The organism is uncultured Mobiluncus sp. (genome assembly GCF_902488535.1).
Classification (GTDB): Bacteria; Actinomycetota; Actinomycetes; order Actinomycetales; family Actinomycetaceae; genus Mobiluncus.
Map to the genome: position 1 here is coordinate 1 of NZ_CABTWO010000022.1, position 15240 is coordinate 15240.

Annotated in this window: 14 protein-coding genes; 3 read left to right on the top strand and 11 right to left on the bottom strand. The window is 57.3% G+C overall.

The features are described 5' to 3' along the window. Positions 1–487: 487 nt before the first annotated feature. Complete coding sequence (locus RDL66_RS07690; protein WP_374042919.1) at positions 488–2362, bottom strand: RNA polymerase sigma factor; 1875 nt, start codon at positions 2360–2362, stop codon at positions 488–490. A 97-nt stretch (positions 2363–2459) separates the two neighbouring features. Here RDL66_RS07690 and RDL66_RS07695 point away from each other — a divergent pair, with 97 nt between their 5' ends. Further along, positions 2460–3545 carry a polyprenyl synthetase family protein gene (locus RDL66_RS07695; RefSeq protein WP_299294231.1) on the top strand — a complete coding sequence of 362 codons (1086 nt, stop codon included), beginning with the start codon at positions 2460–2462 and terminating at the stop codon, positions 3543–3545. Here RDL66_RS07695 and RDL66_RS07700 read toward each other — a convergent pair. Further along, positions 3542–3913, bottom strand: coding sequence for an Rv2175c family DNA-binding protein (locus RDL66_RS07700; protein ID WP_299294233.1), 372 nt, complete (start codon positions 3911–3913; stop codon positions 3542–3544). The genes RDL66_RS07695 and RDL66_RS07700 overlap by 4 nt on opposite strands. Positions 3914–3993: 80 nt before the next feature. Between RDL66_RS07700 and pknB the strand changes: the two genes are divergently transcribed. After that, positions 3994–6111, top strand: coding sequence for a Stk1 family PASTA domain-containing Ser/Thr kinase (gene pknB, locus RDL66_RS07705; RefSeq protein ID WP_308536309.1), 2118 nt, complete (start codon positions 3994–3996; stop codon positions 6109–6111). Positions 6112–6193: 82 nt separating this feature from the next. Here the strand turns inward: pknB and RDL66_RS07710 are convergent, their stop codons facing one another. The 3 genes from RDL66_RS07710 to RDL66_RS07720 all read right to left on the bottom strand — a co-directional run bounded on the left by RDL66_RS07710 (position 6194) and on the right by RDL66_RS07720 (position 9736). Next, complete coding sequence (locus RDL66_RS07710) at positions 6194–7588, bottom strand: class II 3-deoxy-7-phosphoheptulonate synthase (protein WP_308536310.1); 1395 nt, start codon at positions 7586–7588, stop codon at positions 6194–6196. Between the two features lie 102 nt (positions 7589–7690). Beyond that, positions 7691–8890 carry a pyrophosphate--fructose-6-phosphate 1-phosphotransferase gene (locus RDL66_RS07715; protein ID WP_308536311.1) on the bottom strand — a complete coding sequence of 400 codons (1200 nt, stop codon included), beginning with the start codon at positions 8888–8890 and terminating at the stop codon, positions 7691–7693. 36 nt (positions 8891–8926) lie between these two features. Next, positions 8927–9736, bottom strand: coding sequence for a lysophospholipid acyltransferase family protein (locus RDL66_RS07720; protein WP_308536313.1), 810 nt, complete (start codon positions 9734–9736; stop codon positions 8927–8929). Between the two features lie 45 nt (positions 9737–9781). Here RDL66_RS07720 and RDL66_RS07725 point away from each other — a divergent pair, with 45 nt between their 5' ends. Next, positions 9782–10126 carry a hypothetical protein gene (locus RDL66_RS07725; RefSeq protein WP_308536314.1) on the top strand — a complete coding sequence of 115 codons (345 nt, stop codon included), beginning with the start codon at positions 9782–9784 and terminating at the stop codon, positions 10124–10126. A gap of 5 nt (positions 10127–10131) precedes the next feature. Here the strand turns inward: RDL66_RS07725 and RDL66_RS07730 are convergent, their stop codons facing one another. The 6 genes from RDL66_RS07730 to RDL66_RS07755 form a co-directional block, all read right to left on the bottom strand. Then, positions 10132–10536, bottom strand: a complete 405-nt coding sequence (locus RDL66_RS07730) for a DNA-binding response regulator (RefSeq protein ID WP_308536315.1) — start codon at positions 10534–10536, stop codon at positions 10132–10134. 127 nt (positions 10537–10663) lie between these two features. Further along, entirely contained in the window at positions 10664–11719 is a 1056-nt protein-coding gene (locus RDL66_RS07735; RefSeq protein ID WP_308536317.1) for an FKBP-type peptidyl-prolyl cis-trans isomerase, read from the bottom strand. Between the two features lie 52 nt (positions 11720–11771). Beyond that, the gene (locus tag RDL66_RS07740) at positions 11772–12656 is read right to left on the bottom strand and encodes an FKBP-type peptidyl-prolyl cis-trans isomerase (RefSeq protein ID WP_308536319.1); all 885 of its coding nucleotides are present in this window, start codon (positions 12654–12656) and stop codon (positions 11772–11774) included. 202 nt (positions 12657–12858) lie between these two features. Continuing rightward, positions 12859–13203, bottom strand: a complete 345-nt coding sequence (gene erpA / locus RDL66_RS07745) for an iron-sulfur cluster insertion protein ErpA (RefSeq protein WP_282921684.1) — start codon at positions 13201–13203, stop codon at positions 12859–12861. A 123-nt stretch (positions 13204–13326) separates the two neighbouring features. Continuing rightward, positions 13327–13836 (bottom strand): hypothetical protein, encoded by a 510-nt coding sequence (locus RDL66_RS07750; RefSeq protein WP_308536321.1) that lies wholly within the window; start codon positions 13834–13836, stop codon positions 13327–13329. A gap of 10 nt (positions 13837–13846) precedes the next feature. Further along, positions 13847–15220, bottom strand: a complete 1374-nt coding sequence (locus tag RDL66_RS07755) for a dipeptidase (protein ID WP_308536323.1) — start codon at positions 15218–15220, stop codon at positions 13847–13849. Positions 15221–15240 lie beyond the last annotated feature (20 nt).

Genomic DNA, 15240 nt, shown 5'->3' on the forward strand with positions numbered 1-15240 from the left:
AACCTGGGTAACAAAATGCTAAGAAAATACCCCCACCCCCGGACACTGTTCACCGCCAGCGAACACCAGCACACCCGACACGAATCCACACACCAGCCAAACACCAACCCCAGGCACGAACAGAACAACACGAACGACCGATTTCAAACCAAAAAACACGCCATTGCCCCACCAAGCATTTCCAAAACCCCTGGTAGACACGTTTCCGGAGTGATTGAGTTGCAGCAAACCGAACCCAAATCGGTCACTCGCGCACGCCCGCTAGATTCCCCGGCGTGCAAAAGTGACCCGTACCGGGGTATCGGGCGCGACCGGAGCAGGGGGGCGACTCAGCGAGAGGCTGGGGGGTGAGCGTTTTGCGACAATAGTCGCGCAAAACGCGAGGGGGCACTCCCCCTTCCGCCGCGAGCGCCCCCAGCGACGAAGCGCCCCCACTAAAACCAATACGACATCAACGCGATGGCTCACTCGCTAACGGGAGGCACTGTTAGTTCAAGTAATCACGCAAAGACTGAGAACGAGCCGGGTGGCGCAGCTTGGACATTGTCTTGGCCTCAATCTGGCGGATGCGCTCGCGAGTGACCCCGTAGCGGCGCCCGATTTCGTCCAAGGTCTTGGGCTGACCGTCCTTGAGGCCGAAACGCATGGCAATAACGCCGGATTCCCGTTCACTCAAGGTGTCCAAAACGCGCTGGAGCTGTTCTTGGAGCATCATGAAGCTGACCGCGTCGGCGGGAACCACTGCTTCGGAATCTTCAATCAAATCCCCGAATTCAGAGTCGCCGTCCTCACCCAGCGGGGTGTGCAAGGAAATCGGCTCGCGACCGTATTTCTGGACTTCCACGACCTTTTCCGGGGTCATCTCGAGCTCTTGCGCCAGTTCGTCCGGGGTGGGTTCGCGTCCCAAATCCTGCAGCATTTGGCGCTGGACACGGGCCAGCTTATTAATGACTTCCACCATGTGTACGGGGATCCGGATGGTGCGCGCCTGGTCCGCCATGGCACGGGTGATGGCCTGGCGAATCCACCAGGTGGCGTAGGTTGAGAATTTATACCCTTTGGAGTAATCGAACTTTTCCACCGCGCGAATCAGGCCCAGGTTGCCCTCTTGAATCAAGTCAAGGAACAACATACCGCGCCCGGTATATTTCTTTGCCAAGGCCACCACCAGGCGCAGGTTTGCCTCCAGCAGGTGGTTCTTTGCCATTTGTCCGTCTTGCACCACGTAGTGCAGTTCCCGAATCTGTTTCGGAGTCATGGTTTCCTGGCTGGTTTTCAGCAAGTGGTCGGCATACAGCCCGGCCTCAATCCGCTTGGACAGGTCCACTTCCTGTTCCGCGTTCAACAACGCAACCTTACCGATTTGCTTTAAGTAGTCCTTAACTGGGTCAGAAGTCGCCCCGGCCACGGTTACTTTTTGAGCCGGTTCGTCCGTGTCGTCTCTCTCCGAAAGCGTGTACTCAGCGCTGGTCGGAGCCTTGGCTTTAGCGCCTGACTTAGTTTCACTGTCTTTCGGCTTTTCCCCGCCAGAGTCCTCTGCGTCCTCAGATTCCTCAGCGTCTTCCGTTTCCTCGGACTCCTCGGCATCGTCTGAGTCTTCGTCGTCGCCTTCGAGGTTCTCCAAGTCTTCATCGGCGATTTCGGTATCTTCCAGTTCGCCTTCGTCAGGTTCGTTTTCCTTTTCTTCGGATTCGTCCTCGATATCTGCTTCGTCCTCAGCGTCAGGTGCCTGTGCTTCCAAAGACTCTTCGAGCAGTTCCTGATCCTTTGCCGATTTCCCGCTCTTCTTCGTGCTCTTGCTAGCCGGTTCGGTGCTGGCTTTGGTGGCACGAGTCTTGCGCGCCGGGGTTTTTTCAGCCGCAGCAGCCGGTTTCGTCTTGGTAGCGGTTTTCGCCGTCGAACGAGCAGTCGTTTTCGCAGTCGTTTTCGCAGTAGTTTTCCCACCAGTTTTTGCCGTGGTTTTTGCGGTGGCCTTGGCGGGAGATTTCGTGCCAGATTTCGCGGTGGTTCCGGTTGCCGCTTTCGCAGAAGTCTTTGTGGTCGTTTTTGCGGATGCCTTTGCGGGAGCTTTCGCAGAAGTCTTGGTGGTCGTCTTCGCCGGAGTCTTGGCACTCGTCTTCGAGGTCGTCTTAGTGGTCTTTGCCGCTGCGCTCTTGGTGCTGGCAGCGGCTTTGGTCTTCACCGAAGACTTGCCTGAAGCTTTCGTACTCGTCGAAGTTTTTTTCGCCGCCGCAGACTTGGTGGCAGCTTTCCGAGTGGTGGAACCAGTCTTGGTGCCCGCTGCCGCCTTTCTGGCAGTCTTACGAGTGGAGGCAGAGGTGGTTTCGCCTTGATTTTCAATGGTCTTTTCGCTGGTAGACACCGAGAACCTTTCGCATTGAGGGATTGTTTCAAAACGTACAAGGCACAATTATAATTTCATACTAACAAAATTCCTTGTGACATGGTAAATTTAGGTCATGCTCGAGGAAATTTCCCTGATAGCTGACGTGCGCTCCGGTGTTGGCGCTCGCCTAGCTGAACCGTGGAAATATTGCACCAGCAAAGCCCTCACCACCACACAGCTTGACGAGTTTTCCGCACCCACTATCGGATTACTGAACCGCGGCAAGCGTTTTCGGGCTATCGCCGCCTACATGGGTTGGATTAGCGCCGCTGGCCCCCTCAAATCGGACGAGATTCCCGACCAGCTTCTGGACTTGGGTGCCAGCCTCGAACTGTTCCAGGCTTCGGCTCTGGTTCATGACGACATCATTGATGAAGCGATGAAACGCCGCGGCCTGCCCTCAGCGCAAATCGCGTTTATGACTTCTTTCCTCTCGGGCGGACCTCGCTTCGGCGAGTTTGCGGCCATTCTCTGGGGCGATTTGCTCTATGCGGCAGCAAACTCTTACTTTTCTCAGGCCATCAGCACGCTCTCTAATGAGGATTCCCAAAGGGCCTGCGATTTCTATGTCTCTATGCAAGCTGAAGTTGCTTATGGACAATTCCTCGACCTTTCCGCTGAAACTCGCGAGATTTCGCCCAATCTGCCGCCGCGCCAACAAGACGCTATGGAGATTATCAAGCACAAGACCGCGCGTTACTCAGTGGTGATACCGCTGTTGCTGGGGGCCGCACTGCGTGGTGCCAGCGATTCCCTGATAGAACAGTTGGAGGGATTCGCCACTCCCCTGGGTGTGGCTTACCAGTTGCGCGATGACGATTTGGGAATTTTTGGCGATCAAGAACTGACCGGGAAACCGGCCGGCGATGATATTCGTTCTGGCAAACGCACGGTACAACTCGCCCTCGCTTGGGAAATGACTGACGACCAGGGACGGGACTACTTGATGCGCTACTGGGGGGCGCCGGACTTAACTCCGCCTATCATTGACAACATCTGCGCCATCATCACCGGTTCCGGAGCGCGACGCGCCATTTCCGACCTGATGAATGAGCATCTGGAACAATCCCAGAGATACCTTGACGCCATGCCGTGCGACACGGAAGTGAAACGGCAGCTCGCGGCTTTCGGGTCCTCCCTGGTGAACCGCGCCAACTAGAGAGCTAAGGCTCCCGCCACGCGGCGCACAGCTTTCTTGCGTCCCGCCCGCAACGCGTTCAACGGGGTGTCCCCCAGGCTGTCATCCTCGCTGAGTATCCAGTTCATGGCTTCGGCATCGCTGAATCCGCCGTCGCGCAACAGAATCAGGGTGCCGCGTAAGACCTCCAGCGGGCCGCGGTAATCCCCTTCAGACTCATCACCCTCCAGGAAAACCTGGGGAATACGCAGTTTTCCATCCTCCGGCGAAGGCAGGGCCAGCAGGGATACATCCTTCAGCCAGGAGCGAATGACCTTCGCTTCCACGCCCAGATAAGCCGCCGCTTCATTGATAGTCAGCCAGTTATATTCCTTCCAGATTTCACTCACAATGCAAAACTAATGCAAAAAGCGGCGCATCACGGGGAGGGACACAGAAATACCGAGCATTTTAACCTAGACTTTTGGGCGTGAGTGACGCAGAAAAGGAAAATTTTGACGGTACCGGAGCCACGACCGCGGTGCCGGCACCAAAACCGACTTCCACGGGACGCCACTCTAACGGAGAGATGCCTGATTCTTTCGCGCCTTCTCTGCCCGCTACCCCAGCTCCTCAAGCCCCGAAAAATCCCCCGGATCGCCTGGTGGGACAGACTATTGATGCCCGTTATGTCATCGAAAAGCGAATTGCCCGCGGCGGGATGGCTACCGTGTACCGGGCGCGAGACACGCGCCTGGACCGGCCGGTAGCTTTGAAAATTATGTATCCCCACCTGGCGGAGTCCACGGACTTTGTGGCCCGGTTCCGCCGCGAGGCTCGTGCGGCGGCTAAGCTGACCCATCCCGGCGTGGTAGCGGTGTATGACCAGGGCAGCGCCCAGGGCTCCAGCTATCTGGTTATGGAACTGATCAAAGGTCCTAACCTGCGTACTTACCTACGTTCGCAGGGCTGCCTGCCGGTAGGCGAAGCCCTCAAAATCACCAAAGAAATCCTCCAAGCCCTGGCCGCCGCCCACCGCTCCGGCCTGATTCACCGCGATGTGAAGCCAGAAAACGTGCTGTTGCCGGAAACCGGTCAGGTAAAGGTCGCCGATTTTGGTTTGGCACGCGCTGCCTCTGAAGTCACCGCCGCCACCACCGGCTCAATCTTGGGGACGGTAGCTTACCTGTCTCCCGAGACCGTCTCGGGGGCTGCCGCGGATTCCCGCGTAGACGTTTACGCGACAGGCATCATGCTTTTTGAGCTTTTGGCTGGAGTTCCCCCATTTTCCGGCGATTCCCCCATCCAAATTGCCTACGCCCACGTGAACAAAGATGTTCCCCACATTAAAGAGACTGAGCCTTGGGTGCCGCAGCCCGTCGACGACCTGATTGCGAAACTCACGACGCGAGACCCTGCCAAACGGCCTTTGAACGGTGATGCCGCCCTGGAACTGGTCAACCAAACCATTGCCGAGTTGGACCCCACCGAGATGGCGCTGCGCGGAGATACTCCAGCGGCACCCAGCGCCCCCGATGCAGACTTGGACCAGGAACTGACCCCAACTCTCAACGAAGTTCCGCTGCCTGGCGCCCCCGGCTCCCCGACGCATCGCAAGTCCTGGTGGAAGCGCCGCCGGGAACGTAAAGCTGGGTCGGCGCTGACCCCCACGACCTCTACGACGCCTGTCGTTGCGCCCGCTGACGGCGATACAGGTACCTCGCGTAAGAAGCGAGGGCCTGTGATTGCGGCAATAATCGGCGCCTTGGTACTGTTGGCGGCTATCCTGACTTGGTTCTTTATGTGGGGGCCGGGATCGTTTAGACCCATGGTGGACGTGGTCAATCAACAGTGGCCGGACGCCTCCAAGTCCCTCGCCGCTGCCGATGTACCTTTTGAACGTGTGGATGTGTTCGACGATAACATTCCCGCTGGTAACGTGGCCCGCACCAATCCGGCGCCCGGTAAACCGCTGGGGCGTTTCCAAACCGCGAAAATTTTTGTCTCCAAGGGCATCGAAATGCTGACAATGCCCGATTTGACCGGAAAAACGCGAGAAGAAGCCCTGGAGCTGGTGAAAAAAGCTCGCTTTGACGCCCCGCAGATCAGCGAGGACTTCCACGACACAGTGCCCCAGGGCCAGGTTTCCGTGCAAGACCCGGCTCCGAATGCCAGCGTAGCGCACAACACGATTGTGAAAATTACGCTTTCTAAGGGCCGCCAACCCGTTTCAATGCCAGATTTGGTTGGTAAACCGAGCCAGGAGGCCCAAAACGAGTTGACCCGGGTCGGTTTGCAGCCCCAAGTCACGGAAGATTTCTCGGATAGCGTCCCCAAAGGCAAGGTCATCAGCCAAAGTGTGGCTCCCAACACCACGGTTCACCGGCTGGATCAGGTGGCCTTGGTGGTTTCTAAAGGCCCGGAAATGGTGGCGGTGCCAAATGTTTTCGGCAAAAACGAAGGTGATGCCCGCGCCGCCCTGGAATCCGCCGGGTTTACGGTGAACGTGAAACGGACTTTCGGGGATTCCAAGCGAGTCTTGAACTCCAACCCTGGTGCCGGTACCCAGGCTAAGGTCGGCTCCACGGTGACGATTACCCTATTCTGAGCGAACTCACGCCCGAAGAACCGAGATCTGTCCCCTCGACAACGACTGCCGGGTGAACGCCGCGATGCCAGACAGGCGCTGATTAAAACCCCAGCGCCGGGAAGTTCTCTAAGTCCGCCGGTTGGATTCCCGGCTTTGCCTGGGCCAGCATTTGCGCCACTAAGAAAGCCAGTTCCAGGGCCTGTTGGTGGTTTAGACGCGGATCCACTAAAGTTTCGTAACGGTTGGCAAGGGCGGATTCGTCGATAGTTTCCGTACCGCCAACGATTTCGGTTACGTCCTCGCCCGTCAGTTCCACGTGAATGCCCCCGGGAATCGTCCCCACGGCCTCGTGCGCGGCAAAGAATCCCCGCACCTCGTCCAGAATCGTCTCAAAGTGACGAGTTTTGTAGCCCGAACCGGTCTTTACCGTGTTGCCGTGCATCGGATCACACATCCACACCAGAGGAGTGCCGGTGTCTTTGCCGGCCTGCAGCAGGGGGGGAAGTTTTTCCCGGATATTGCTGGCTCCCATCCGGGTGATGAAGGTCAAACGTCCCGCCAACCCCTCCGGGTTCAACCGTTCCACGAGCCCTTTCACGTCATCAGGAGTCGAGTTCGGTCCGAGCTTAACTCCCAGCGGATTTTTCACTTGGGACAGCAAAGCCACGTGTGCCCCGTCCACCTGGCGAGTGCGTTCTCCAATCCACAGGAAGTGCGCGGAAGTGTCGTACAGATCCCCGCTGATGGAATCCACGCGGGTCAGAGCACTTTCGTATTCTAGGAGGAGCGCTTCGTGCGAGGCATAAAAATCGGTGGTTCGCAGCGCGTCCGAGGGAACCCCGGTGGCTTTCATAAACTGCATGGCCGCGTCAATCGCAGTAGCCAGGTCGTCGAATTTCGAGTAAGCCCGGTTGCACATAAAGCCTTTGTTCCACTCGTGAACTCGGCGCATATCCGCGTAACCGCCCTGGGTGAAAGCCCGAATCAGGTTCAGCGTGGCGGCCGAATACTGGTAGCAGGACATGAGCCGGCGCGGGTCGGGGGTGCGCGACTCTGCGTTGAACTCGTGTCCGTTGACCGCGTCGCCCCGGTAAGACTCCAAAGTCACCCCGTCGCGGGTTTCTGTATCAGAAGAGCGGGGCTTGGCGTATTGGCCTGCCATGCGGCCCATTTTGATGATGGGCAGTCCCCCACCGTAAGCCAGAACGACTGCCATTTGCAGGATGGTCTGAATTTTTAGTTTCAGGTGGTCGGCTGTGGACTCCGCGAACGTTTCGGCGCAATCCCCGCCGGTCAGCACGAAAGCCTCCCCGACGCAAGCTTGTGCCATCAGGTTTTGCAGTTCGTTGACCTCTCCGGCAAAAACCAGTGGCGGGCGCTGTTTCAGAGCGGCACAGACCTCGGTGACCTTGGCTGGGTCAGGATAGTGCGGCTGCTGGAAAGCAGCTGCGCCACGCCAGACAGTTTCAAAATCCCGTAGTGTATTCAAGACCATTTCCGCGTTCCCACTTCGTGTGTTTGCCATTAAAAGCCCTCGCTCCGGGCAACTTTCCTATAGTTTAACCCGGAGCGAGGCAGGCGAGAAAACCTGAAAAACCTAGGCTTGGCCAATCTCCTGGAGCATCTGGCGGAACCACGGCAGATTCACGTCGAACGGCTTGCCGCCCTTGATGCGCTGGAAATCGATACAGCTCAAACGGTTGCCATTTTCCTCATCGTGTCCAATGACCCCGGATTCTCCGGCGATAGCGCACTGCACACCCAGGTCAACCATGCCCTTGATGAGCTGCAAGTCAGCTTGATTGGACGGTGAAGAACGCGCGAAGTAACCGGATTTTTGAACCAGGACTTTTTCGGCGTCTACAGCCTTGGCAAAACGCTTGGCAAAGTATTGTCCCGGATTGATTTCGTCCAGACGCACATGCCCAAACGCGTCACGATTGACGACCTGGTTCTGAGCCTCCATCTCGGCCACAATGTCCATAACCCCGGCGCCTTCGGATAGGAAAATGTTGACGGTGTCGTTTTCGTCCATAATTTTCTTGAGGCGTTTGCCTTCGGCTTCGATATCCATGTGCATCTCCGGCACGTAGATACCGTTAATATCCCAGTGTTTGCGATCCAGGCCCACCGACGGCACAAAGGTTTGCTGGTCCAGCCACTCGCGGTACAGCTTTGCCGAGTACGCCGTCAGCCAGCCGCAGTTGCGCCCCATTACCTCATGCACAATCAGCATTCGCGGAGATACCCGGGATTCAGAAATAATGTGCTGGGCGAATAGGGAAGTATTTTCCGCCGCCGTGTAGGCACCCAAAGATTGACGAATCGGCACCACATCATTGTCAATAGTCTTTGGCAAGCCCACCACCGTGAGGTGATAGCTGTGCTCCTCGAGGTAAGCAGCCAAATCCGCGGCGGTCGTGTTCGTGTCATCCCCGCCGATGGTGTGCAACACGTCAACACCATCTTTCACCAGCTGATCCGCGGCGACTTTCAGGGCGTTCTCGCCTTCCTTGATGAGACCTCGTTTCACTAGGTCGGCGGTGTTCGTCAGCTTGACCCGGGAGTTACCGATGGGTGAACCGCCATAGAGCTGCAAACGGGCGGCGTGAGCCCGGGCGTCATCATCAATCTGCAAATACTTGCCGGTGAGCAGACCGTGATAGCCGTGCTCATAAGCGATGATATCCACCTCCGGTTCCAACTCGGTGTACCGTTCAATCAACATGCCCACCGCGGTGGACAGGCACGGCGCAAAACCGCCGGCCGTCAACAGAGCTACTCGCTTCAGAGTCATATTTCTGCCTTTCTTGTTGTCCTATTCATTAACATTCTAAGATTCATCGCCTGGCTGGGTGGCTAAGTCTGGTGTGGTATCCGGCTGTTCCTTGGAAGGGGAAGTATCCGAAGTCCCCGCCTCACTTGCAGCTGTTTCTGAGTCCTTGCCGGTTTCCTTGCCGGCTTTTCGCTGTGTCTCCAGGCGTTTTTTCACATTGGCAGCATATTCATCAACGTATTCCTGGCCGGACAGCAGCATCAGGTCATACATGACTTCGTCGGTAATGGAACGCAGCACGTAGCGATTATTCTCCATACCCTTGTATCGGGAGAAATCCAGGGGCTTTCCGATAATGACCCCAATGCGCTCAAGCTTGGGGATGGTCTTGCCGATAGGCTGCGATTTGTTCGTTCCCACCATCGCCACCGGAATAATCGGGGCGCCGCTAAGCAATGTCAGCCGAGCAATCCCCGTTTTTCCACGATAAAGCCTGCCGTCCGGGGAGCGGGTGCCTTCGGGATAAATACCGAACAGCCCGCCGCGTTCCAAAACCTGCAGACCTTTATCCAAAGCGACCTGGGAGGCTTTGCCGCCGGAACGGTCTACTGGAATGACCCCCACGGACTGCATAAAATGCTTAGTAATCCAGCCTTTAAAGCCGGTGCCGGTAAAGTAATCAGATTTCCCGACGAAAGTAATTTCCCGCTTGCTCATCAGCGGCAAGAACACCGAGTCGATGACTGCGAGATGATTGGAAGCCAAAATTGCCGGTCCAGTTTCGGGAATGTTTTCTGCTCCACGTATCCACGGCTGAAACAAGAGGCGCAACAACGGTCCGGCGACAAACTTCGAGAATCTGTACACAGTCGATACCTCCAGTGCCCAAAGGGCTTCATGTATAGTTCAAATATGACGTTTCGTAAACGAAGCGGTCACAAGGATCGCGATGAGGAAACCCCTGAGGAAGTCAACCGCCGTTTCGAGCAACTCGCGGCGGCAACTCCCGAACTCGGAGGTTTCGGACCTCGGGACTGGACTCCAGCGGAAGACACTGATGGCTTCGTGGCTCCCAATCCCCCTTTACCGACTTTACGGACACGCACCAAGGTCGGTTGGCTGCTGCTGGTTGCCGCCATCATCGGCTTCATAATCCTGGGGATTACGCAACCGGCTTTTTCGGCAGTGGCAGCCACTGTGTGCCTGATAGCACTAGCGGTGGGTATGGGTTTGCTCCTGCCCATCCGCCGGCGCTAAGGCTCTCAAGCCGCCTCAGAAAGTGCCTGCTTTAAGGCCGCCATCACGGCGTCCGCTTCGTAGGGAGCCGGCACGGTGTAGCTGGCCCCGGACCAGCGTGACATCCATTCGTCCTGTTGGCGAGCCACCAGCATGATGATAGGCGGAACTTTATCCGCATGGATATTGAGCCAACGGGCCACTGACTGCCCGCCCTCCTGATAGGTTTCAGCGTCAAGCACCAGAGCCGCATAGCGGTTCTCAGCGAAATTTTGTTTCACCGCATCCGGGGTCGCCACTTCTTGCCATTCTATCGGCGGTATATCAAAACTACCGCTGAGTCCGGCCGCATCCATGACAGTTTGACGGGTATGGGGATTGCCACTGAAAAGCATGACTTGCACGGCATCGGTGCCTGCTATTGCTTCCATAGAATTTGCTCCTTTACTGAGGACATGAACATTTTACCTACCGATGGTGTGCACGCCAAACAGTTCAGCTGCGCCCACCGGCGGGCGTAGCCCGAGCCTGCCAACCAGATGAATCCTCTGTACCTGCCTATTCCAAAGTTGGAAGAGCGATAGCGTCTACAATATCGACAATCTGGACGACCCCGCGCGGCGCGGATTTGTTCGGAGGCCCCACCATCACCAGCCGAGAGCCGACGTTTTTGCCCACCGCTTTCATGGTCTCCGCATCCGCCCACAAAACGCCCTGGCTGTTAATCCAAGTCGAGGTGGGCTTGTCTCCCCAAGAACCGGAAACAACCACATATCCGACCTGGTCGCCGGCCTGAATAGGCTGTCCCTGGCCTTCCAAAGTCCAAACGTTGAAGGCCTTGCCGGGAACTTTTGAACCTTCGACATACGCCGGCTGGGGTTCGCTGCCGGGACTGCAATAGATGCGCAGACCGTCAGGAAGTTTCGCCCCGGTCGGCTGGGACTGCGCCAAAAGCTGGGTGTAGGCCGCCAACTGGGTTTCTTCCGTCACCGGAGGCGCGAACAGGATGTCAATGACGAACACCAGAGTTTCGCCAGCTAGCGGGTGAACCTTATCCGGCAAGGGCTGCCCGGCGTCTTTAGCGGCTTGTTCCCGTTCCGTAAGCTCCCCGTACGCCAAGCGCGGCGGAATAACGAGCTCAATCCGATCTCCGACGTTGCGCCCGGCCAAACCCCAAGTCCAGCCTTCGATAATGTTGTTGCCCAAAGAGAAGTGGGCAGGTTCGCCCTTTTGCCAAGAATCGTCAAAGACTTCACCGTTCCACTTTTGCCCCTTATAGTGGACGATGACGTCAGCATTTGCCGAAACAACTGTCCCGGTACCTTCATGCAGCACGGTGCGAATGAAATCCTTGGGAGCCGGTCCCGTTCCTGCCGCAATGCTCGGTTCCGTCCCGAAGCCATCGGGGGGATTCACCGCGGGAACCGGTCCGTTCTCTACCGGTTTTACCGCCGCAGGTTCCGCGGATGTGGCCGGGGTAATGGTCTTAACACAGTTTTTCGGGTTGGCCAGCGGGGCGTTACCCTCTTTGGGGGTCTCTTGGCACGCCGTCAAACCCGCGGCGGCCAAAGCAAACAGGGAAAGAACCGCTAGTCGTTTCTGTAGGCGTTGCAATATTGCTCCTCTTTTCACCAAAATTTAGGTTTCGTGTCCCCGCACCGCTGTGTTAGCGGTTGGGATCGTAAGCGGAAACCAGCTGCAACAATTCCGCCTGAGGGTCAGCTGTGGGCGTAGCCGGAGTGAGAGCCAGCACCAGACTGCCCAACGGCAAATCAGCCAAACCCAATGAGTCAGCTGAAACCGAAAGTAACTCGCCGGCATTCCAGTCAGCGGCGGTGGTCTGTCCGTTCCAATTCGTACTGACCCGTTTCACGATGACGCCCTGTCCCGCATCGACTGCCGGGCCATCGCCAGTGGCATAAACCGCGGTGGTTTGTTTGGAGGGATACGCCCCTGCCGCCGCGGTGTTCAGGGTGTATGCACCTTGGCCGTCCGTCTCAATGCTTATGCCTTCTGGCAATGGGTTATTGGTAGGAGTGACCTGGAACTTGGAGGCCGCATCCGCGGACACCGCTAAACGCACGTCCACCACGTAGGCCAGCGTGTCGCCCTTTTTAACACCAATACTGCTGGCACCCATATCGCCGTAAGCCTTGTTCGGGGGCAGAATCAGCAGAACCCGCTGACCAACCTTGACCCCACTCAGCTCTTTCCAGCCTTCAATCGGCGGATTAGCCAGCGAAATCGCGCGCGGTCCCGCCGCGTCAGTAATGGTGGAATCGGGCATCAAATCGCCGCCCCAGACTTTGCCGTAGTAATCCACTACGACCAAGTCATTGTCCTTGACCGCTTCGCCTTTTCCGTCGCCGTCATCGAGCACCTTCATCACGGGCGCCTCCGGCGGCGGGGCTGCCGGGAAATTAATCTCTGGAACCGTCCCGAACTGGGGCGAAGCCACGGTAGGCATTTCGCTGCCAGCAGGTTTAGAACAGGCAGAAAGTGACAGCGCGAGGCTAGCAGCCGTCAGGGCCAAGGCAATTTTTCGTAACACGATACTCCCCGGGAATACTCAAGTTCAGAATTGTTCAAACTTGATTTTACCGTGAATAAGTCCTCGTTCGGGCCTAATTGTTACCAACTTTTCGACTTTGTAACCTCAGCGCACCGCCCTAAACCGCTGGACCGCTCCTCGTGGCGCTAAAAAGCGGCGAGCCCGGAAAACCGAGTTCGCCGCGACGCCTGCCAGGATTGCCCTAGTGAAAGGAACCTCCGCAGGAACAGGTGTTGACCGCATTGGGGTTATCGATAACGAATCCGGTCTGAGCCAAGGTGTCCTGGAAATCAACCGTGGCGCCAGCCAGATAGGGCACGCTCATTTTGTCAACGACCAGCTCAACACCATCGAAATCACGCACCGCATCGTCTTCGGACAGTTCATCGTCGAATTCGAGCTGGTAAATCAAACCGGAACAGCCTCCGGGAGCTACACCTACGCGCAGCCGCAAATCATCACGGCCTTCCTGCTCCAGCAAAGATTTAATCTTGGCTACCGCGGCATCCGTCAAAGTGACCTCGTGGGTCAAAGAAGCTGTCTCCATCTATATTCCTTTCATGAAAAAACACTGCAACTTAGTCTAACCTTATTTATGTCGTTTTTTCTTCCTCAGTTTTGGCACCGCCCTGACCTGGGCATATCACCACCTGTCGGGCAGTCGTTGCTCTCAATCGGGCAAATGCCAGGTTTGACCCAGGATACGGCCCCACTGCGCGGCACTACGTGCGGGGTGTTCGGTGAGAAAGTAGGCTTGCGCGATGCCCGATTCCTGCAGCTGGCGACGTGACAGCGGGGAATCCGCAGCCAACACCACCACTGGTTGAATGCCGTGCCGAGCCGCCCGTGCTACAACTAGGTTCGCCAAGTCAGCCGGGCCGGGAGCATCGGTGATTTCCGACTGAATGACCAGGTACAGATCCGCCTGTGCATCCAGCCGGACTTGCCGGGGGCTGACAATGGTCAGTCCTTTCACAAGCGCCGTGCCGGTGCTGTCCGAGTCACAAGCGGCTCGAGGGTGCGCCACCGGGTTCGCTCCCCTCGGCGTTGCCGTCTCTACCGGCTGCAAATCCGCCACGTCCAGGCGCAGGGTGTCAGCCGGATGGTACTGGCTCCACGCGCCGCAAAAGTCCTGGGCAAAATCGGCGAATTCGGGGGTCGCCAGAATCTGGATTCGCACCGGGCTGAACCTAGTTGAGCGCCTGTGCGGAGCCGTTAGCTAACCGCCCCAACAGCAGGGTCTCGGCGAGCACCGCCCCTTGCAAATCCGCTAAATCTTGGGATTCATTTTCCGAGTGGGCGTTGGTGTAGGGATCCTCTACCCCGGTCACGAGGACTTCGGCAGTCGGGAAAAACTCCTGGAAAGTGGCAATGAACGGAATCGAGCCACCTTGACCGATATTGACGCTCTTGACCCCAAAAGCATCGGTCAGGGCTCCGTGCATCAAAGCCAGCACCGGAGAATCCAGATTGGCGGCATAGGCCGGACCGGCTTCCAGGCACTCCACACTGACTTCGGCTCCGAAAGGAGCGTTGGCCACCAGGTAATCCGACAGCGCTTGAGCTGCCTTTTGAGGGTCCTGACCGGGGGCAATCCGCATCGAAATCCGCGCCTTGGCCTGCGGGATAATCGTATTCGAGCTGGCCGCGACGCTGGGCGCGTCAATCCCGATGACGCTGATGGCCGGCTGGGTCCACAGGCGGGAGGCAAGGTCCCCGGTTCCCGTCAGTTCCAGTCCCGCCACAGCACCCATTTGTTTCCGCAAGTCATCTTCTGGGTAGTCCACGTCCGCCACCGTATTCGTCACCAATCCCGGAACCGCCACACTGCCCTTGTGATCGTGCAAAGTAGCGATGAGCCGGCACAGGCAGGTCAGGGCATCTACGGTGACCCCGCCGAAAGCCCCGGAATGCACGGCGTGGTCCAAAGTCTTGACGTTTACGTCTACGCTCAACACGCCGCGCAGACCGGTGGTCAGGGCTGGCTGGTGCACGTCCCAGTTTCCGGAATCGGTCACGATGATGACATCAGCCTGCAGGAATTCCTGATTCTGTTCCAGGAAGGCGGTAAAGGTTGGAGAGCCAACTTCCTCCTCGCCTTCGATAAAGATTTTCACGTTGACGGGTAGTTCATCGCCCCACGCCCGCAGCATTCCCAGGTGGGTGGCCACCCCGGCTCCATCATCGCTGGCACCGCGGCCATAGAGACGGCCGTCGCGCTCCACCGGCTCAAACGGATTCGAATCCCACTTATCCAAGTCCCCGGTGGGTTGCACGTCATGATGCGCATAGAGCAGCACGGTGGGGGCGCCAGCTGGTCCGGACTTTTCAGCCAAAATTGCGGGGCGAGAAACTAATCCGGTTTTCGAATCTGTGACGGTCACATTGCGCGCCGCGGCTCCAGCTGCCTCCAGGTTCTTCACAATGTATTCCGCGCTAGCCTGCATATCCAAGGCATGTTCCGGCAGTGAGGACACCGCGGGTATGCGCACTAAGCCTTTCAAGAACTCGACTACATTGTTGAAATCGGCAGTTGCGCGTTCACGCAAGGTTACTTCCTCCACCGCATTTTCCTTTCCCTATT

Bases quoted from the DNA above. Each gene is read 5' to 3' on its own strand.
- RDL66_RS07730 (WP_308536315.1), bottom strand. From the start codon at position 10,536: ATGGAAGCAATAGCAGGCACCGATGCCGTGCAAGTCATGCTTTTCAGT.
- RDL66_RS07715 (WP_308536311.1), bottom strand. From the start codon at position 8,890: ATGACTCTGAAGCGAGTAGCTCTGTTGACGGCCGGCGGTTTTGCGCCG.
- RDL66_RS07725 (WP_308536314.1), top strand. From the start codon at position 9,782: ATGACGTTTCGTAAACGAAGCGGTCACAAGGATCGCGATGAGGAAACC.
- RDL66_RS07710 (WP_308536310.1), bottom strand. From the start codon at position 7,588: ATGGTCTTGAATACACTACGGGATTTTGAAACTGTCTGGCGTGGCGCA.
- erpA (WP_282921684.1), bottom strand. From the start codon at position 13,203: ATGGAGACAGCTTCTTTGACCCACGAGGTCACTTTGACGGATGCCGCG.
- RDL66_RS07695 (WP_299294231.1), top strand. From the start codon at position 2,460: ATGCTCGAGGAAATTTCCCTGATAGCTGACGTGCGCTCCGGTGTTGGC.